The 18,294-nt window shown below is 57.4% G+C and carries 18 protein-coding genes and 1 tRNA gene; 7 read left to right on the forward strand and 12 right to left on the reverse strand.

Going from position 1 to position 18,294, the window contains the following annotated elements:
* Position 1: 1 nt before the first annotated feature.
* The 3 genes from lysS (at position 2) to IGW03_RS06260 (ending at position 4,341) form a co-directional block, all read left to right on the forward strand.
* Entirely contained in the window at positions 2-1,528 is a 1,527-nt protein-coding gene (gene lysS, locus IGW03_RS06250) for a lysine--tRNA ligase (RefSeq protein ID WP_194721634.1), read from the forward strand.
* Positions 1,529-1,844: 316 nt separating this feature from the next.
* On the forward strand, positions 1,845-2,552 hold the full coding sequence (locus tag IGW03_RS06255; protein WP_194721635.1) for an outer membrane lipoprotein: 708 nt from the start codon (positions 1,845-1,847) through the stop codon (positions 2,550-2,552).
* A 310-nt stretch (positions 2,553-2,862) separates the two neighbouring features.
* Positions 2,863-4,341 carry a PAS domain-containing sensor histidine kinase gene (locus IGW03_RS06260; protein ID WP_194721636.1) on the forward strand — a complete coding sequence of 493 codons (1,479 nt, stop codon included), beginning with the start codon at positions 2,863-2,865 and terminating at the stop codon, positions 4,339-4,341.
* Positions 4,342-4,407: 66 nt separating this feature from the next.
* On the opposite strand, the gene iscX is transcribed toward IGW03_RS06260, so the two are convergent.
* From iscX to iscR, 8 genes are all read right to left on the reverse strand, one after another.
* A complete protein-coding gene (gene iscX / locus IGW03_RS06265; RefSeq protein WP_151637239.1) occupies positions 4,408-4,602 on the reverse strand; it encodes a Fe-S cluster assembly protein IscX in 195 nt (64 codons plus the stop codon).
* A gap of 14 nt (positions 4,603-4,616) precedes the next feature.
* Positions 4,617-4,955 (reverse strand): ISC system 2Fe-2S type ferredoxin, encoded by a 339-nt coding sequence (fdx, locus tag IGW03_RS06270; protein ID WP_194721714.1) that lies wholly within the window; start codon positions 4,953-4,955, stop codon positions 4,617-4,619.
* Between the two features lie 37 nt (positions 4,956-4,992).
* Positions 4,993-6,858, reverse strand: coding sequence for a Fe-S protein assembly chaperone HscA (gene hscA, locus IGW03_RS06275; protein ID WP_194721637.1), 1,866 nt, complete (start codon positions 6,856-6,858; stop codon positions 4,993-4,995).
* 54 nt (positions 6,859-6,912) lie between these two features.
* Complete coding sequence (gene hscB / locus IGW03_RS06280) at positions 6,913-7,428, reverse strand: Fe-S protein assembly co-chaperone HscB (RefSeq protein ID WP_194721638.1); 516 nt, start codon at positions 7,426-7,428, stop codon at positions 6,913-6,915.
* 85 nt (positions 7,429-7,513) lie between these two features.
* Complete coding sequence (gene iscA, locus IGW03_RS06285; protein WP_194721639.1) at positions 7,514-7,837, reverse strand: iron-sulfur cluster assembly protein IscA; 324 nt, start codon at positions 7,835-7,837, stop codon at positions 7,514-7,516.
* Between the two features lie 49 nt (positions 7,838-7,886).
* Positions 7,887-8,288 carry a Fe-S cluster assembly scaffold IscU gene (gene iscU / locus IGW03_RS06290; RefSeq protein ID WP_194721640.1) on the reverse strand — a complete coding sequence of 134 codons (402 nt, stop codon included), beginning with the start codon at positions 8,286-8,288 and terminating at the stop codon, positions 7,887-7,889.
* Positions 8,289-8,315: 27 nt separating this feature from the next.
* The gene (locus tag IGW03_RS06295; RefSeq protein WP_194721641.1) at positions 8,316-9,569 is read right to left on the reverse strand and encodes an IscS subfamily cysteine desulfurase; all 1,254 of its coding nucleotides are present in this window, start codon (positions 9,567-9,569) and stop codon (positions 8,316-8,318) included.
* A 15-nt stretch (positions 9,570-9,584) separates the two neighbouring features.
* Positions 9,585-10,058, reverse strand: coding sequence for a Fe-S cluster assembly transcriptional regulator IscR (gene iscR, locus IGW03_RS06300; RefSeq protein WP_194721642.1), 474 nt, complete (start codon positions 10,056-10,058; stop codon positions 9,585-9,587).
* 93 nt (positions 10,059-10,151) lie between these two features.
* Here iscR and IGW03_RS06305 point away from each other — a divergent pair, with 93 nt between their 5' ends.
* Positions 10,152-10,379, forward strand: a complete 228-nt coding sequence (locus IGW03_RS06305; protein WP_194721643.1) for a hypothetical protein — start codon at positions 10,152-10,154, stop codon at positions 10,377-10,379.
* A gap of 14 nt (positions 10,380-10,393) precedes the next feature.
* On the opposite strand, the gene IGW03_RS06310 is transcribed toward IGW03_RS06305, so the two are convergent.
* The 4 genes from IGW03_RS06310 to uvrB form a co-directional block, all read right to left on the reverse strand.
* Entirely contained in the window at positions 10,394-11,326 is a 933-nt protein-coding gene (locus IGW03_RS06310; protein WP_194721644.1) for a hypothetical protein, read from the reverse strand.
* Positions 11,327-11,550: 224 nt separating this feature from the next.
* Positions 11,551-12,081: a low molecular weight protein-tyrosine-phosphatase gene (locus IGW03_RS06315; protein WP_194721645.1), complete on the reverse strand. Its 531-nt coding sequence runs from the start codon at positions 12,079-12,081 to the stop codon at positions 11,551-11,553.
* A gap of 205 nt (positions 12,082-12,286) precedes the next feature.
* The gene (locus IGW03_RS06320) at positions 12,287-13,078 is read right to left on the reverse strand and encodes a uracil-DNA glycosylase family protein (protein ID WP_194721646.1); all 792 of its coding nucleotides are present in this window, start codon (positions 13,076-13,078) and stop codon (positions 12,287-12,289) included.
* Positions 13,079-13,227: 149 nt separating this feature from the next.
* Positions 13,228-15,321 (reverse strand): excinuclease ABC subunit UvrB, encoded by a 2,094-nt coding sequence (uvrB, locus tag IGW03_RS06325; protein ID WP_194721647.1) that lies wholly within the window; start codon positions 15,319-15,321, stop codon positions 13,228-13,230.
* Positions 15,322-15,438: 117 nt separating this feature from the next.
* Here uvrB and IGW03_RS06330 point away from each other — a divergent pair, with 117 nt between their 5' ends.
* The 3 genes from IGW03_RS06330 (at position 15,439) to IGW03_RS06340 (ending at position 18,269) form a co-directional block, all read left to right on the forward strand.
* On the forward strand, positions 15,439-16,653 hold the full coding sequence (locus IGW03_RS06330; protein WP_194721648.1) for an amino acid aminotransferase: 1,215 nt from the start codon (positions 15,439-15,441) through the stop codon (positions 16,651-16,653).
* A 114-nt stretch (positions 16,654-16,767) separates the two neighbouring features.
* A tRNA-Asn gene (locus IGW03_RS06335) sits at positions 16,768-16,843 on the forward strand.
* A 454-nt stretch (positions 16,844-17,297) separates the two neighbouring features.
* The gene (locus IGW03_RS06340; RefSeq protein ID WP_194721649.1) at positions 17,298-18,269 is read left to right on the forward strand and encodes a peptidase U32 family protein; all 972 of its coding nucleotides are present in this window, start codon (positions 17,298-17,300) and stop codon (positions 18,267-18,269) included.
* Positions 18,270-18,294: the final 25 nt, after the last annotated feature.

Genomic DNA, 18,294 nt, shown 5'->3' on the forward strand with positions numbered 1-18,294 from the left:
AATGACAAATCAAATCGAAACCGCCGCGCCGGCACAGGATGAAAACTTCATCATCGCCGAGCGCCGCGCCAAGCTGGCCGCCTTGCGGGAACAAGGCGTTGCATTTCCCAACGATTTCCGCCCCGAGCACAAGGCCGCCGACCTGCACGCGCAGTACGGCGAACTGACCAACGAACAGCTCGATGCCAATCCGGTCAAGGTGAGTGTGGCCGGACGCATGATGCTCAAGCGCGTCATGGGCAAGGCCTCGTTCGCAACGATCCAGGACGGTTCCGGCCGCCATGCCGAAGGCCGCATCCAGCTCTACATCACGAATGACAATGCCGGCGAAGCGACGCACGCCGCATTCAAGCATTACGACATGGGCGACCTGCTCGGTGCCGAAGGCGTGCTGTTCAAGACCAAGACCGGCGAACTGTCGGTCAAGGTGACCGTGCTCCGCCTGCTGACCAAGTCGCTGCGGCCGCTGCCCGACAAGTTTCACGGCCTGTCGGATCAGGAAACGAAATACCGCCAGCGCTATGTCGACCTCATTACCAGCGAAGAAACGCGCCGCACCTTCAAGGCCCGTACCGCTGCCATGTCGTCGATCCGCCGCTTCATGTCGGATAACGGCTTCATGGAAGTCGAGACGCCAATGCTGCATCCGATTCCGGGCGGTGCTGCGGCCAAGCCTTTCATCACCCATCACAATGCGCTCGACATGCAGATGTTCCTGCGCATTGCGCCCGAGCTTTACCTGAAGCGTCTGGTCGTGGGCGGCTTCGACCGCGTGTTCGAAGTCAACCGCAACTTCCGTAACGAAGGCGTGTCGCCGCGGCACAATCCGGAATTCACCATGATGGAGTTCTACGCCGCCTATGTAGACTACAAGTGGCTGATGGACTTCACCGAGGCAGTAATCCGCCAGGCTGCGATCGATGCGCACGGCACCGCGCAGCTGACCTATCAGGGCAAGGAGCTCGACCTTGGCAAACCCTTCCATCGCATGACCATCGTCGAGGCGATCAACAAATTTGCGCCGCATTACACGAATGCGCAGCTGCAGGATGCGACCTTCCTCAAGGCCGAACTGAAGAAGTTCGGCGTGGAGCCGCTTGCCACGTCCGGCCTGGGCGCCCTGCAGCTTGCCCTGTTTGAGGAAACTGCCGAATCGCAGCTGTGGGAACCAACCTACATCATCGATTACCCGGTTGAAGTGTCGCCGCTCGCCCGTGCATCGGATACCGTACCCGGCATCACCGAGCGCTTCGAGCTCTTCATTACCGGCCGCGAGATCGCCAACGGCTTCTCGGAGCTGAATGACCCGGAAGACCAGGCTGCGCGCTTCCAGGCGCAGGTGGCGGCCAAGGATGCGGGAGATGAAGAAGCCATGTATTACGATGCCGACTATATCCGCGCATTGGAATACGGCATGCCTCCCACCGGTGGCTGCGGCATCGGCATCGACCGCCTGATGATGCTGATCACCGACTCTCCCAATATCCGCGACGTCATTCTCTTCCCTCATCTCCGCAAGGAAGATTGAGCTTTCGCCCGCGCCGGAATCCGTTCCGGCTCTCGCAGTTTTGCAAACGGGCAAATCAACATACACATCAGAAAAGAGCGGATGCTGCATTTCCGCTCTTTTTTCGCTACGACGCATACACGCCTGTCATCTTGCCCTCTTCCGCTATCTGCCCCGCCTTGGCCTCTGAGCTAGCGCAAACGGCTTACAAAGCATTACAGCTTACACATTAGATGCATTTGATTTCCAAGGCCCAACTCCGATAATGATTTCGAGCTGTCACGGGTACCGTTTGAAGCATAGACGCACACGACAGCAATCTTTAAAGGAGGACAGCATGGAAAGCGACAAGACAACAAGCCGCATTCACCCGCTGGTCGCAGGTGCCGCCGTTTCCGTCATGTTGGTAAGCCTGACCGGCGTTGCGGCAATGACGGGAATGATCCCCAACTCCCACAGCTCAAGTCCAACTTCCGGCTTGTCCGCGCCTGGCGCCACGGTCAGCAGTTCCATCGGCGCGGCGGCAGCTGCAACTTCGCCGGCCGCCCTGCTCGAACGCGAGCAGACAGACACGCGTGCGGTCAGCAATATTTCCCAAGCTGATGCGGATGCCAAAGTCGAGCACAGGCAGCCATCGCCCTCTCATCAATCCGGAACGCCGCACCATGGCGCACGCCAGTTCGGCATGGTCGCGCAGGCGCCTGCAGCCTGCAAGAGTTGCGGACGAGTCGAATCCGTACAGGCGATCCAGCAAGCGGCCCAGCCCAGCGGAGTCGGCATGGTGGCCGGCGCGGTGCTGGGCGGCGTGCTGGGCAACCAGATCGGCGGCGGCAGCGGTCGCAAGATTGCGACAGTCGCAGGCGCGGTCGGGGGCGGCTATGCCGGTAATGAAGTGGAAAAGCGCACCCGGGCCACTACCACCTATCAGGTCAGGGTCCGCATGAATGATGGTGTGGTCCGTTCCTTTCCATTCAATCGGCAGCCGGCATGGTCGACGGGCGACAAGGTGCGCGTCGTCAATGGACATCTGACAGCGCGTATCTAGGAAAGGTACTCATGTGCGCGATCTCCCGATGAGAATGCAGGCATGTCAATCCGCATGTGCTCATGCGCCTTGCAACGCGTAAAAGGCCTGTTGTGAGTCGTGCGGGAGACATACGAGATACAGACCTAGTACTTGTCATTCAGTCCACTCGGCAGCATACTTGTCTTTTTTGCATTTCCATGTGCTTTTCAACTTGCGGAGAAAAATGCTTGTGGAACACGGCAACGACAAACATTCCATGCAACGGGCGCTGATGCGCCGGCGAACCGATCGACCGAAATCCTCGGAAGAGATGCGTACGGATCGTTACATGCCCGATACCAAGCCCATCAGCCGGATCGCCGATACTTCCATGCAGCTGCCCTATCTCAATGAAAAGCGGACGGATGCGCGCAGAAGCCTCGTCGCGGACTTGTACGATTTCGCTCCCGTCGGCTACTTTCTGACGACTCCGAGCGGCCTCATTCAGGAAGTCAACCTGACGGGCGCCGGTCTGTTCGGCATTTCCCGCGATACGCTTCGAGGCAGGAACCTGGTCGACTTCGTTTCGCTGGACATGCATGCCGTCTTCCATGATTTCTTGCGGCAGGTTGCGCATACCGGGGAAAAGACGACTTGCGAACTGACCTTCCTCGACGTTGAGAAACGTCCTTTCTTTGCGCATGTGGAAGCCAACGCGGACGCTGATGGAAAATCCTGCCGCATCGTGCTCTGCGACATCAGCGAGCGCAAGCAGGCCGAACTTGCCCTGAGTGAAAGCGAAGAACGATTCCGCCTGATGGCGGATTCCGCGCCGGTCCTCATCTGGATTACCGGACCGGACCAGCAATATGTCTGGTTCAACAAGATGTGGCTGGATTTCACGGGCAGGACGCTGGAGCAGGAACTCGGACAAGGCTGGACCGAGGGCATCCATGCAGAAGATTTGCCGTCCTGCATGCAGGAGCAGTCTTCGGCCTTTGCCGAACAGCGTCCGTTCACCATTGAATACCGGCTGAAAAGCCGCGACGGTCAGCATCATTGCATGCTGGCGCACGGCGTTCCGCGCTGTTCTCCATCCGGGCGCTTTCTCGGTTACATCGGCAGCTGCACCGATATTTCCGAACGCAAGAAGACGGAAGAACAGCTGCAGCACTCGCGGCAGATGCTGCGGCACCTTGTGTCCTATCAGGAGCGCGTACGCGAGGACGAACGCAAGCGGATTGCACGCGAGATCCACGACGATCTGGGCCAGAACCTGCTCGCTTTGCGCATCGATGTCGCGATGCTGCATACGCGCACGGGAACCGCGCATCCCAAGCTGAATGAACGCGTGAGCATTGCGCTCAACCATATCGATGCAACAATGAAAGCCGTACGCGCAGCCATCAACAACCTCCGGCCTACCGTCCTCGATCTCGGCCTGACGGCGGCCATCGAATGGCAGGTTCAGGATTTCCAGCGGCGCAGCAGCATTGCCTGCGAGCTGGCGATGGAAGACGATATCAATCTGGATGACAGCCGCGCCACGGCGCTGTTCCGCATTCTGCAGGAGTCATTGAACAACGTGATACGGCATGCGCAGGCAAGCCAGGTGGAAATCGAGCTGTATAAAGAGGCGGGTCAGCTGGTCATGCGGATTGCCGACAACGGCATCGGCATTTATCCGGACTGCAGGCGAAAGGCCAATTCCTTCGGCCTTGTGGGGATTGAAGAGCGAATCAATGCGCTCGGCGGCGAACTCACGATAGACAGCAAGCCAGATCGCGGCACGACCCTGATCGTGTCGCTGCCGCTGAACGCCGTTTGATGTTCGTTTGTTGCTGATTTGACGTTGCCAGGCCGGATACGGCACGACGATCGCGCCGCTCCGGAATTACTGCGCTTCCTCGATCCAGGCCATCTGGATCGCTTCCAGGATCTTCTCTCCCGAACGCTGGGGATCGTCATCGAAGCCGTCCAGTTCGCACACCCATTTATGCAGGTCCGTGAATCTTACTGTCAGCGGATCCACATCAGGGAATTTGTCGAACAGCTCTTCGGCGATGCGTGTCGTGTCAGTCCACTTCATGTCGGCATTTCCGTTCAGTGATTTTCGCTGGCGTGGTTGATCGTGTATTTCGGAATTTCGACTACTACATTCTCGTCCGCCAAAACGGCCTGGCAGGACAAGCGGGAAGTCGCTTCAAGACCCCAGGCGCGATCAAGCAGGTCCTCTTCCTTTTCCTCCAGCTCGTTCAGCGACTGAAAACCTTCGCGCACCACGACATGGCAAGTCGTGCAGGCGCAGGATTTTTCGCAGGCATGCTCGATGTCGATATCGTGTTCGAGCAGCGCATCGCAAATGGACTGGCCTGCCGGCGCTTCAATGACAGCGCCCTCCGGGCAGAGGGTGGCATGAGGAAGTACAACGATTTGAGGCACTTGGGATTCCTTGCAAAAATGTGAGAACGATTCCGTATCAGGCAAGCTGATCGAGCTTCTTGCCGGCCAGCGCGGCACGCACGCTGCGGTCCATGCGACGGGCAGCAAACTCTTCCGTACCTTTGGCGAGCGCCTCGACGGCGGCCTTGATCGCTGCATGGTCTTCGCCCTGAAGGCTCTCCTGCACCTTCTGCATCAGGGCGGCCACATCCGACTGTTCCTGCTCGGACAGCAGGTTCGCATCCGCATCCAGCGCGGACCGGGTCGCGAGCAGAATGCGTTCGGCTTCCACCTGCTCTTCCCGCAATGCTCGCAACTTCATGTCGACGTCGGCCGCATTGTAGGAGTCCTGCAGCATCCGGGCGATTTCATCATCGCCGAGGCCATAGGACGGTTTCACGGTAATCGACGCTTCCACGCCCGCATGCTGCTCCCTGGCGGATACCGAGAGCAATCCGTCGGCATCCACCTGGTAGGTGACGCGAATACGTGCGGCACCGGCCACCATCGGCGGAATGCCGCGCAGTTCGAAGCGCGCAAGCGATCTGCAGTCGGCAACCAGTTCGCGCTCGCCCTGCACCACATGAATCGCCATCGCGGTCTGGCCGTCCTTGAACGTAGTGAACTCCTGCGCACGCGCGCAGGGAATCGTGGAGTTGCGCGGGATAACCTTTTCGACCAGCCCGCCCATGGTTTCAATGCCAAGCGACAGCGGGATGACGTCGAGTAGCAGCCAGTCATCGCCAGGAGCACGGTTGCCGGCAAGCAGGTTGGCCTGGACGGCGGCGCCGAGCGCTACCACCTTGTCGGGGTCGATGTTGGCCAGCGGCGTGGTCTGGAAAAACTCTCCAACCGCCCTGCGCACATGGGGCATGCGGGTCGCACCGCCCACCAGTACGACGCCGTCGACATCGTCAACGGTCAGGCCGGCATCACGCAAGGCCTTGCGGCAAGGCGTGATCGTTTTTGCGATCAGGTGCTGGGTAATCTGCGAGAAGGTTTCTGCGGAGAGCGTGAGATGCACTTCCTCGCCGGAGTTGAGGATGGCGTCGATATGCGTTTCCGCCTGCGTGGACAGCAGTTCCTTCGCTTCGCGCGCCTTGACCATCAGGATGCGCATGTCCTTGTCGGACAAGGGCGCAAGATTGCCGTGCTCGACCATCCAGCAGAGGATGCGATGGTCGAAGTCGTCGCCGCCGAGCGCGGAATCGCCGCCGGTGGCCAGCACTTCGAACACGCCCTTGGTCAGCTTCAGGATGGAAATGTCGAAGGTGCCGCCGCCGAGGTCGTAGACGGCATACACGCCCTCCGACTCATTGTCGAGTCCATAGGCAATGGCTGCGGCCGTCGGCTCGTTGAGCAGGCGCAGAACGTTCAGGCCGGCCAGCTTGGCCGCATCCTTGGTTGCCTGGCGCTGGGCATCGTCAAAATAGGCCGGTACCGTGATCACCGCGCCGACAAGCTCGTCGCCGAGGGCGTCTTCAGCGCGCTGGCGCAACGTGGCGAGAATCTGCGCCGACACCTCCACCGGGCTCTTGACGCCCGCAATGGTCTTGAGCTGCACCATGCCCGGCGCATCGACGAAGTCGTACGGCAGGTTCTCGGCGTAGGCAATGTCCTTGAGCCCGCGGCCCATGAAGCGCTTGACGGACACGACGGTGTTTTTCGGATCGGTCGTCTGCGCCGCCTGCGCCTTGTAGCCGATATGCGCATGGCCATTGGGCAGATAACGCACGATCGACGGCAGGAGCGGATGCCCTTCTTCATCGCTGAGCACTTCGGGAATGCTGCTTCGTACCGTGGCCACCAATGAATTGGTAGTGCCAAGATCGATACCTACCGCCAACCTGTGCTGGTGCGGCGCAGTGGACATGCCCGGTTCGGAGATTTGAAGTAAAGCCATATTAATTTTTCGGTATCGGCACGGTCACATCCGCAATGCGGTCACTGTCGATCGTCAGCCTTCAAGTTGTTCAAAAACTGCCTGCACTTCTTCCGCAAACTTTTCCAGGAACATCAACTGCCGCACGCGCTGCGCCGCCTCGGTGAAATTTTTTTCGTCCAGTATGCGGCCGATATCCTCGAGCTCTTCCTTACGCGCTGCGCGCAATTCCCGGTCCAGCCGTTCGAGTGCGTCGATATCCTTTTCCGCCTTCGCCTCTTCCAGCGCTTCGCGCCATTCCATCTGCTGCATCAGGAATTGCCGCGGCATCGCGGTATTGGATTCGATCTGCAGATCCACCCCATTCAGCTCGCACAGGTAGGCTGCGCGCTTGAACGGATTCTTCAGCGTCTGATAGGCCTCGTTGGCGCGCGTGGCCCATTGCATGGCTACCCGCTTTTCTGAGCCGCTGGCATTGGTGTACTTGTCCGGATGCACGCGGTTCTGCACCTCGCGATACGCGGCATCAAGCGCCGCGCCGTCGATCGCGAACTGCTGCGGCAACTGGAAAAGCTCGAAATGATTTTGCATGGCCACCCAAAAGAAAAGCCTGTTTGTACTTCAACAGGCTTGGACAGGCGTCTTCTCCCTCGGCGGGAGAAGTCATCCGGTTCACTCAGATGCGGAAGCTTTCACCGCAACCGCACTCGTCCTTCACATTGGGATTGTTGAACTTGAAGCCTTCGTTCAAACCCTCGCGAGCGAAATCCAGTTCGGTACCGTCGATATAAGGCAAGCTCTTCGGATCAACGTAGACCTTCACGCCATGCGATTCGAACACGCTGTCTTCCGGCACGCTTTCATCGACATACTCCAGCTTGTACGCCAGACCGGAACAGCCGGTCGTGCGTACGCCGAAACGCAAACCAATGCCCTTGCCGCGGCGTTCGATATAACGATTGATATGCTTTGCAGCTTTTTCGGTCAATGTGATTGCCATAACGCTTCAGTTTCCTTCCTGCATCCGTTGTTGCGGCGGCAGCCTCAGATCAGGCTGCTTCCTTGGCTTCGCTGCCGTGCTTGGCCTTGTAGTCCTGCACCGCAGCCTTGATGGCGTCCTCGGCCAGGATCGAGCAGTGAATCTTCACCGGCGGCAGCGCCAGTTCTTCTGCGATCTGCGTGTTCTTGATCGACAGGGCTTCATCCAGCGTCTTCCCCTTGACCCATTCCGTCACGAGGGAGGACGAGGCGATGGCCGAGCCGCAGCCGTAGGTCTTGAATTTCGCATCTTCGATCACGCCGTCGGCGCCGACCTTGATCTGAAGCTTCATGACGTCGCCGCACGCAGGCGCGCCGACCATGCCGGTGCCGACGGACTCGTCGCCCTTTTCGAACGCGCCGACATTGCGCGGGTTTTCATAATGATCGAGAACTTTTTCCGAGTAAGACATTTTCTTGCTCCTTGTATCTTTTGAAGGTCAGTGCGCAGCCCATTGGATCGTGCTGAGATCGATCCCATCCTTGTACATATCCCACAGCGGCGACAGCTCGCGCAGTTTCGCCACCTTGGTTTTGATCAGATTGATCGTGAAGTCGATGTCCTCTTCCGTCGTGAAGCGGCCGATCGTGAAACGGATCGAGCTGTGCGCCAGTTCATCGCTGCGGCCGAGCGCCCTCAGTACATAAGATGGTTCCAGGCTGGCGGAAGTACAAGCCGAACCGGAAGACACCGCGATGTCCTTGATCGCCATGATCAGCGATTCGCCTTCGACGTAATTGAAGCTGACGTTGAGGTTATGCGGCACGCGGTGATCCATGTCGCCGTTGATATACACCTCTTCGATTTCGCTCAGTCCTTTCGCCAGGCGATCGCGCAAGGCTTTGATCCGGGCGATTTCCTCATGCATTTCTTCCTTGGCGATGCGGAAGGCCTCACCCATGCCGACGATCTGGTGCGTGGGCAGCGTGCCGGAACGCAGACCGCGCTCATGGCCGCCGCCGTGCATCTGTGCCTCGATGCGCACGCGCGGCTTGCGGCGAACATAGAGGGCGCCGATGCCCTTTGGTCCGTAAGTCTTGTGTGCCGTAAAGGTCATCAGGTCGACCTTCCATTTCTCGAGGTCGATCTCGACCTTGCCCGTCGCCTGAGCGGCATCGCAATGGAAGATGATGCCCTTGGAGCGGCAGAGTTCACCGATTTCCGGAATGGGCTGGATTACGCCGATTTCATTGTTGACCAGCATGACGGAAACGAGGATCGTATCCGGACGGATCGCTTCCTGCAGCTGTTCCAGGGTAATCAGACCGTTGTCCTGCGGTTGCAGATAGGTCGCCTCGAAGCCCTGGCGTTCCAGTTCACGCACGGTATCCAGAACAGCCTTGTGTTCCGTCTTGACAGTGATGATGTGCTTGCCCTTGGTCTTGTAGAAATGGGCGGCGCCCTTGAGGGCGAGATTGTTGCCTTCGGTCGCACCGGAAGTCCAGACGATCTCGCGCGGATCGGCATTGACCAATGCTGCAACGTGGGCACGCGCCTCCTCGACCGCCTTTTCCGCTGTCCAGCCGTACATATGGCTGCGCGACGCCGGGTTGCCGAATTGCTCGCGCAGATAGGGAATCATTTTTTCCGCAACGCGGGGATCGATCGGCGTTGTGGCCGAATAATCCATGTAAATCGGGAAATGCGGTGCCTTGATGGTATCGATCAGGCTTTTTTCCAAAGGTGCATTCATTCTGGCTAACTCCAATCAGGCGGCTATATGGGGGCGCGGCATCAGTACCACGTTGTGTTCGGCATTTTTCTGTCGCTGCTGATCGACCAGATCCTTCAGCGACACGGAATCCAGGTATTCGACCATCTTCGCATTGAGGGTTGCCCACAGGTCATGCGTCATGCAGCGGGTACCGTGCTCATGACCGGGGCTATGGCAATTCTCCTTGCCACCACACTGCGTTGCATCGATGGGCTCATCGACAGCGATGATAATATCGGCCACCGTCACGTCTTCCGGCTTGCGCGCCAACGTGTAACCGCCGCCGGGACCGCGCACCGATTCGACGATTTCATGACGGCGCAGTTTGCCGAACAACTGCTCGAGGTAAGACAGCGAAATCTCCTGCCGCTGGCTGATTGCAGACAATGTCACCGGACCCTTGTCATCGCGCAGCGCGAGATCGATCATTGCAGTGACTGCAAAACGGCCTTTAGTAGTCAGACGCATATCCATCAACTCCAGTGCAAAACTTCGAACCTGCGGAACCGAATAAACCTATTTCCCGAAAATTTTAGTCAAGTATATCAAAGTTGAGTAAATTTGTCAGGTATTGAGGAGGATGGGAAAGTGGGAAATGCGGCAGTCCGGCTTCAACGAACCAACCAGACGGAAGTGAAAAAGCGGAGTGCAGGGAAACGATTTGGAAAAACTTACACGCCTGAAATTATTTCACAATTTGCATTGCCTTGCAGACAGCAAGCCAGCGCGTGCATGCACGCGCTGGCGCTCAATACCGAAAAACACGCAATTGATGCGCTGGTGCAGTGACGCAGTCGCCGGGTTTATTGAAGCTTCAGCCGCAGGAACATCATGTATGCCGTCGGATCCCTGCCGTAGGATGCGGCCATGTCCGAGGGTACGAGGTGGCGGCTGACGAAGGCGCCCACGTCGATGCCGACTGGGCCGCTGACGCGCAGATCCTGAAAATAGCCGAAGGTGACGCGGTTTAGCTTGAACAGCTGGCGCTGCATCGACTCGTTTTCCCGCATGAGATTGTCGCTTCCAACCTGCTCGATGCGGCCGAACAGCGAATGCACGCCAGCCAAACGCACCGTGGACTCAAGCAGGTAACCTGATTGGCTTTCGCGATCCTTGCGCGCATTGCGCCCCCATGCGAAGGTGGCTTCCCAATCTCCGCCGTTGAATGGCAGGTTGTATGTAGCTGCGAGCGCGGTACGGCGCACCTGCTCTCCTGGCACTAGATTGTCCAGATTGCTGACTGCGCCCCGGCTTAACTTGATTTGCCAATTTTCCGACGGGTTGAACGCCAGTCGGGTAGACCGCCAATTCGAACGCGTGGCACTGCCTTGCTGCTGCGCCGCGTTCTCGCCGACGCGCTGTACCGGCTGCAGCGTCGTGCCTTCGATGCTCAGCCGTTTCCAGCGATATCCCAGCATGAAGCTCTGATCGCCGACGTTGATCCCGTCCAGCCATGTCGCAAGCCGTAACGGCGCAGTATCGCTCCACAGCGAGCGTTCGTTCATTAACTCGGAAACGCCGGGCTTTTTGGCGTCGAAATAAAACCCCGGTGCCTCGCGATCCAGTCCGAGTTTGTATGAAGACTTGTCCTGCAGCGCCGGCGTCAGTACGCGCTCCGAAATTGACGCCCCTTGCAAGCCGGACTCCTCCTCCCGTTCAGATGGTGCGGCCTGAACAGTGACGGAATTAAGGGCAAGACAAGTTATGGAAACCAATGTCGGAAAGAAGATTTTCATGATGTTATGTCATTGCTGAACGTACTTTTGTCCTAGCAATCTTTGTACCATCTTATTGCCTTATTGATAACTACCTTGCAGTCCGTTCCGCGAGGGGTTTCCTGAAGAGCCCATTATGTAAAAGCTAAAATGTGCCGTGTTAATGTTGAAATTTTTACATGCATCGTGCGATGATTTAGATATGTATTCACCCTACTCGACAATGAATACATGCACCTGAGCTTTTAAAGGTGATCAGAAATCTGCCTGCTCGACTCAAACTGCCCTGAAGAGCTGTTTAGCCCGCCACGCGCGATGGCATTGAACAGGCCGCGGCAGCCGTCCTCGATGTAGTCGAGAACCAGTTCGAAGTCTTTTGCGCTTCGATAATATGGGTCGTGGACGATGGAGGCTGCGTGGTCTTCGGCATAGGACATCAACAGTCCAAGCTTGTGATGGTGCTCGGGAGGGCACTGCCTTTGCAAAATTTCCAGATTATTGAAATCCATACCCAGAATCAGGTCGAATCGGGAAAAATCGCTGCTTTCGATCTTCCTTGCCCGCAACCGGCTCAGATCGTAGCCGCGCCTGCGCGCAGCGGTCTGGGCCCGCGGATCGGGTGCCTCGCCGAGGTGATAGCCATGGGTGCCGGCAGAGTCGATCAGGATATATTCATGCAAGCCGGCTTCGAACGCCATTTTTCGCAATACCCCTTCCGCAGTCGGGGAACGGCAGATATTGCCCATGCAAACGAAGAGAACGCGCGTCGTATCCATCTATCAGCCTCCATCCACGGCTTCGCTTGATATCTGAGGTGATCAAGCGCGGTGATGTACCTCATCTTGGCAAATCAGGAAGGCAACGCCATGATTTCGGACAAAATTTTTCAACCGTTGGCGCTAGGCGCGGCTCGGCTCTGAGGAAAATCATGGAAATGCCCGCGATGCAGGCTTCATGGCCGGCAGACTGGCATGGAAGCGGCTATTTTTGCTGTTGCAGCAAATGCATGGGGGCGAACAATTCCTGCATCGTCTTGTTATCGATGAAGGACAGGTTGTAAGGGTGCTCCGAAATTGCGCTTGGAAAGAGAGGCATGACCTTCAGCGCGCCCAACTGCTCCGCAATCTTCCCCCATAGCACAAGCGTCGGCGGCTGCGCATTCTTTTCCTTGAAATGCGTAACCAGGGCATTCAGGACGACTTCAAGAAAAGGCCGCCAAGCCCTCGCATCGCGCACGGGAGGGACATCAGGGCGGAACACAAGGCTCGCATTCAGAAGGAGAAACCCATGACGTGTCAGATTGCCCTGCAGTTCGGTGAGCGTCTGGATGAACGGGGAACCGATGGCACGCGCTTTCGCCGATATCTTCGCGACGGCTTCGCCCGATGTATTGTCTGCCTCAAGCAATCCATCCGCCACGAGCAGCATCTTCATGAAGTTTCTTAGCGACGTGGCGCGGTTGACCTGTTTCGAGAGGCCCTTTTCCGACCAGAGCGCCTCCACGGCACCGTCCATGAAACATACGCCGGTTGCGCTTTCTTCTCGCGGATAAGGCCCCTCCCCCACCAGCACATACCGGACTTCATCGAGCGGCTTGGCGAATGCCGCGAATATGCGTCCCTGCGTCGGCAGATAGCTGCTTTCGACGAGCGAAGGCAGATAGACCGGATCTGCTGCGGCGACGGCCTTCAAGCCGTCAATCAGAATCGGCTGCCACGAGGCATGCGCAAGTTCCAGGGCCTTATTCAGGGAGGCTGGCAGGGATGAAGGCATAAGCAAGAATTTTCAGGGTTATGAACGATGACGGCCAGGCTAAACGTAAGGAACGGCGTACGACCATGCGCCAGCAACTCGGGCAGTTTCCGAAAATGAAAAGGCAGCGGCAAATGCCGCTGCCCCACAAGCCTATGCAAGGCTTGCCCTTACTTGCTGATCAACGGCACGACATTGTCCAGGCCGGGCGCGCCAAACAGCTGCTCTTTCAATAAATGCAGCTGATCCCGAATTCTAGCCGCCTTTTCAAACTCCAGATTCTTGGCATGCTCCACCATGAGTTTTTCAAGCCGCTTGATTTCCTTGCTGACCTGCTTCTCGCTCATGGATTCGTACTTGGCCTGCTCCTGCGCCACCAGCAGCTCGCCGCGTGCCTCCTGCGGGCTGTAGACGCCGTCGATGAGGTCGCGAATTTCCTTCTTAACGCCGGCGGGCGTGATGTTGTTCGCGGTATTGAAGGCCATCTGCTTGGCCCGGCGGCGCTCCGTTTCATCGATGGCTCGCCGCATGGAGTCCGTGACCTTGTCGCCGTACAGGATCGCCATGCCGTTCAGGTTCCGCGCTGCGCGTCCGATGGTCTGAATCAGGCTGCGCTCCGAACGCAGGAAGCCTTCCTTGTCCGCATCGAGAATGGCAACCAGCGATACTTCGGGAATATCTAGGCCTTCTCGCAGAAGATTGATGCCGACCAGGACATCGAAGGTACCCAGGCGCAGATCGCGGATGATCTCGACCCGCTCGACCGTATCGATGTCGCTGTGCAGGTAGCGAACCTTGACGCCGTTATCCCCTAGGAATTCGGTCAGCTGTTCGGCCATCCGCTTGGTCAGCGTGGTGACCAGCACACGTTCGTTCTTCTTGATGCGATCCGAAATCTCGGACATCAGGTCGTCGACCTGGGTACTTGCAGGACGCACTGAAATCTGCGGATCGACCAGACCGGTCGGCCGTACCACCTGCTCGACGACCTGCCCGGAATGCTGGCCTTCATATTCTGCCGGGGTCGCCGACACGAAGACCGTCTGGCGCATCTTCGCCTCAAACTCCTGGAACTTGAGCGGACGGTTGTCGAGCGCGGACGGCAGGCGGAAGCCATAGTCGACCAGATTTGTCTTGCGGGCGCGGTCACCGTTGTACATGCCGTTCAGCTGGCCGAGCAGCACGTGAGACTCGTCGAGGAACATGAGCGCATCCTGAGGCAGGTAATCCACCAGCGTTGGCGGCGGCTCGCCGGGCTTGGCGCCGCTCAAGTGACGCGAATAATTTTCAATGCCCTTCGTGAAACCGATTTCCTGCATCATCTCCAGATCGAAGCGGGTGCGCTGCTCAAGCCGCTGCTCTTCGATCAGCTTGTTTTCCTTGCGGAAGAATTCGAGGCGCTCCCGGAGTTCTTCCTTGATGCTTTCGATCGCGCGCAGGACAGTCGAGCGAGGCGTCACGTAATGCGATCCGGGATAGATGGTGAAGCGCGGAATCTTCTGCCTGACGCGCCCGGTAAGGGGATCGAACAATTGCAGGCTGTCGATCTCGTCGTCGAAGGTTTCGATGCGCAGGGCCAGCTCGGCATGCTCGGCCGGGAAGACATCGATCGTATCGCCGCGCACGCGGAAGGTGCCGCGGCCGAAATCGACTTCATTGCGGGTATATTGCATCTGGATCAGGCGTGCGATCACATCGCGCTGGCTGACCTTGTCCTTGGCGCGCAAGGTCAGAATCATCTTGTGGTATTCGTTCGGATTACCGATACCGTAGATTGCGGACACGGTCGCCACGATCACGACATCGCGGCGCTCCATCAGCGATTTCGTGCACGACAATCGCATCTGCTCGATGTGCTCGTTGATCGAGGAATCCTTCTCGATGAACAAGTCTCGCTGCGGGACGTAGGCTTCCGGCTGATAGTAATCGTAATAGCTGACGAAATATTCCACCGCATTCTGCGGAAAGAATTCGCGGAATTCGCTGTACAGCTGCGCTGCGAGGGTCTTGTTGGGTGCGAAGATGATGGCGGGCCGCCCAAGCCGCGCGATCGTATTTGCCATCGTGTAGGTTTTCCCAGAACCGGTCACGCCCAGCAGTGTCTGAAACGACAGGCCGTCCTCGATGCCCTCCACCAGCTTGTCGATGGCCCCTGGCTGATCGCCCGCCGGGGGAAATGGCTGAAAAAGCCTGTAAGGCGAATCCGGGAAAGTGACGATTTTCGATTCGTCGATCGGGCTTTGGACCTGGGATAAATCTGCCATCTCAATTCGACCTTTGGTAGAATAATAAGTTGCACCCTGCTTCGAGGCCTAAGCCCGAACTGACCACAACCCGGCTGCATCATCTTTCTTCTGCAGCCAATTTTTCATGTTACCACGATGAGCCAATCCCATCCCGCCTCCCTGTTCAGCGCTATCGTAATGGCGCCGCGCGACCCGATTCTCGGCATTACAGAAGCTTTCAACGCTGACAAGAACCCGAACAAGGTGAACCTTGGCGTCGGTGTTTATTACGACGACAACGGCAAGGTTCCCCTGCTCGAATGCGTTCGCAAGGCAGAGGCGCAACAGATGGAAAAACCGACGCCGCGCAGCTATCTGCCGATCGACGGTCTTGCCGCCTATGACAAGGCGGTGCAAGAACTTGTATTTGGGGCCGATAGCGCGGTTGTTCAAGAAAAACGTGCAGTCACCGTGCAGGCGCTCGGCGGCACTGGCGCGCTGAAAATCGGCGCCGATTTCCTCAAGCGCTTCTCGCCGGATTCCCAGGTCTGGATCAGCGATCCGAGCTGGGAGAATCACCGCGCGCTGTTCGAGGCTGCCGGCTTCGTCGTCAACAACTATCCCTACTATGATCCGGCCACTCGCGGCGTGAACTTCAGCGGCATGCTCAATACGCTCAAGGAAATGCCTTCCGGCTCCATCGTGCTGCTGCACGCATGCTGCCACAACCCGACCGGCGCCGACTTGACACAAGAGCAATGGACGGAAGTCATCAATGTCGTGTCCCAGCGCGGCCTCATTCCTTTCCTCGACATGGCATACCAAGGCTTCGGCGACGGCATTGAGGAAGACGGCAAGGTGGTTCGCCGCTTCGCCGAAACAGGCGGCCCGCTGTTCGTGTCCAACTCCTTCTCCAAGTCGTTCTCACTCTACGGGGAACGCGTCGGTGCGCTGAGCATCGCCGCCGTCAGCGCCGAAGAAGCCAGCCGCGTTCTGTCCCAGCTGAAGCGCGTCGTCCGGACGAACTACTCCAATCCGCCCATCCATGGCGGCCAGGTAGTTGCATCCACCCTGTCGAGCTCCGAATTGCGCAAGCTCTGGGAAGACGAACTCGCCGGCATGCGCGTGCGTATCCGTGAAATGCGTCAGGCACTGGTCGACAAGCTGAAAAGCAAGGCGCCCGGCCATGATTTCGATTTCGTCATCAAGCAGCGCGGCATGTTTTCCTATTCCGGCCTGACCAAGGAACAGGTGGGACGCTTGCGTGAAGAGCATTCGATTTATGCGGTAGACACCGGACGCATCTGCGTGGCTGCCCTCAATTCGAAAAACATTGATGCTGTTGTCGATGCGATTGCAAAGGTTCTGTAATAATTTTGCATGACCCGCGGGTGGAAATGCTCGGAGCCTAACGACTCCGGTGCCATGGATGCCCGCTCTAGGCTTTGACAGCCGCAGAAATTTCGGCCTATAATAGCCATCTATTCCCTGATAGCTCAGTCGGTAGAGCGACGGACTGTTAATCCGCAGGTCCCTGGTTCGAGTCCAGGTCGGGGAGCCAGAGAATTCCAAGGGCCACGTCAAGTGGCCCTTTTCTTTTTCGGCTCAAACTAAAACATCAGCTTCCCCGCCGAAATTTCAGGATCAAAAGCGACCGCTCGCTTTCCGCATAATCGTTAATTCTCCTCATGCCTCCCAGTTCCTGATTTGCCTGTGTTGCAATAATTCCTACGCGCAATATTCTTTGCGCAAAATCAATTTCCGCAAAGAATCGCCTGCTACATTGAGTTCATTGCAATTAGGAAAGTCTGGATGCCTCTTCTTGGTATGGCTCATCGGTGCTTTCTTTTGTTAATGCAGTGCACTATTTGCCAGTCAGGCATCCATGACGTCTTTGAGCATGACACCTAATCAGAACGGGATTGGGTGTCCAGGGAACTACTCCCGTCGCACAGAAGGCGCCTCGAAGGTGACTCCGCGCCTCTTGCGACATGACGCCCCAAGAGGAGCAGATTATGGTCAAGGCTTCTGCACAAGTGCTTTCAATCCGAAAAGCGCCCGTACCAGCAACGCAATGCCTGACGCTTGCCTGCCCAGTCTACAATTTGGCGGGCCTGAGAGCTGCTGTTGATAATGGGGCGAACAGTATTCATATCGCTTACCGATCTATAGACACGTCCACCCGTTTGGAATCTGCACTTGCTCGGGATGCCGCATTAAGAAAAGGCGTCCGTTATGCTCACGAACACAACGCACAAATCGCAATTTCCTTGCCTCAATCAAATGGGAATGCTGCATCTTGGTCAAACCTGACCGCAATGATTCGAGATGCATCGAACTTGGGAATCGATGCGATCACCCTTTCCGATCGGGCGCTGATGCTGTACACGGCGTCCCACTTTCCGAGTCTCGACATTCATTATGCAATGCCGCAATCGGCAGTCGAAGCAGATTCGATCAAGCGGTTGAGGCAGGCTATTCCATTCAAGCGGCTCATCTTGCCGCGCGTCGTCTCGGCGGCTCAAATCAGGGAAGTATGCAGAATCCCTGGCATCGGCGTAGAACTTGCGGGATTCGGCAAAGGCTGCGCCATTACCACCTCCCGAGGTGATTCAGATGCTGCGCAAATCAGGCCGTATCAGCCCGCGCCCGAAGACATGTTCGGTGAATTACTGCTCTCCGACACGCTTTTCCATGATGCCGTTGGACATTGCGCATTGCCCGAAGAGGCAATAAACGATCACCTATACCAGCATGATCATTCTCACGAATGGAATGCATTGAATGTCCTTCCGCAACTGGCAGCCATCAAGGTTAGCGCGTTGAGGATTGAGCTGCAGAGCGACTCTTCCTCCAAGCTTGCCCGGCTCACGCGAGTATGGCGCGAGGCCATTGATGAATGCCTGCAGGATACGCAGCGCTACAATGTACGCTCTGCCTGGATTGCCGAACTCAAGCAGCTGGTCTCCCCCGCCCGGAAAGGCTAGCAGGGGCAAATGTATGCCACTGGTT

Source organism: Noviherbaspirillum malthae (assembly GCF_015352985.1).
GTDB classification, from domain to species: domain Bacteria; phylum Pseudomonadota; class Gammaproteobacteria; order Burkholderiales; family Burkholderiaceae_D; genus Noviherbaspirillum; species Noviherbaspirillum malthae.

Excerpts from the sequence above, each read along its gene's own strand:
- lysS (WP_194721634.1), top strand. The coding sequence starts at position 2 with ATGACAAATCAAATCGAAACCGCCGCGCCGGCACAGGATGAAAACTTC.
- IGW03_RS06255 (WP_194721635.1), top strand. The coding sequence starts at position 1,845 with ATGGAAAGCGACAAGACAACAAGCCGCATTCACCCGCTGGTCGCAGGT.
- IGW03_RS06260 (WP_194721636.1), top strand. The coding sequence starts at position 2,863 with ATGCCCGATACCAAGCCCATCAGCCGGATCGCCGATACTTCCATGCAG.
- iscX (WP_151637239.1), bottom strand. The coding sequence starts at position 4,602 with ATGAAGTGGACTGACACGACACGCATCGCCGAAGAGCTGTTCGACAAA.
- hscA (WP_194721637.1), bottom strand. The coding sequence starts at position 6,858 with ATGGCTTTACTTCAAATCTCCGAACCGGGCATGTCCACTGCGCCGCAC.
- hscB (WP_194721638.1), bottom strand. The coding sequence starts at position 7,428 with ATGCAAAATCATTTCGAGCTTTTCCAGTTGCCGCAGCAGTTCGCGATC.
- iscA (WP_194721639.1), bottom strand. The coding sequence starts at position 7,837 with ATGGCAATCACATTGACCGAAAAAGCTGCAAAGCATATCAATCGTTAT.
- iscU (WP_194721640.1), bottom strand. The coding sequence starts at position 8,288 with ATGTCTTACTCGGAAAAAGTTCTCGATCATTATGAAAACCCGCGCAAT.
- IGW03_RS06295 (WP_194721641.1), bottom strand. The coding sequence starts at position 9,569 with ATGAATGCACCTTTGGAAAAAAGCCTGATCGATACCATCAAGGCACCG.
- iscR (WP_194721642.1), bottom strand. The coding sequence starts at position 10,058 with ATGCGTCTGACTACTAAAGGCCGTTTTGCAGTCACTGCAATGATCGAT.
- IGW03_RS06310 (WP_194721644.1), bottom strand. The coding sequence starts at position 11,326 with ATGAAAATCTTCTTTCCGACATTGGTTTCCATAACTTGTCTTGCCCTT.
- IGW03_RS06315 (WP_194721645.1), bottom strand. The coding sequence starts at position 12,081 with ATGGATACGACGCGCGTTCTCTTCGTTTGCATGGGCAATATCTGCCGT.
- IGW03_RS06320 (WP_194721646.1), bottom strand. The coding sequence starts at position 13,078 with ATGCCTTCATCCCTGCCAGCCTCCCTGAATAAGGCCCTGGAACTTGCG.
- uvrB (WP_194721647.1), bottom strand. The coding sequence starts at position 15,321 with ATGGCAGATTTATCCCAGGTCCAAAGCCCGATCGACGAATCGAAAATC.
- IGW03_RS06330 (WP_194721648.1), top strand. The coding sequence starts at position 15,439 with ATGAGCCAATCCCATCCCGCCTCCCTGTTCAGCGCTATCGTAATGGCG.
- IGW03_RS06340 (WP_194721649.1), top strand. The coding sequence starts at position 17,298 with ATGGTCAAGGCTTCTGCACAAGTGCTTTCAATCCGAAAAGCGCCCGTA.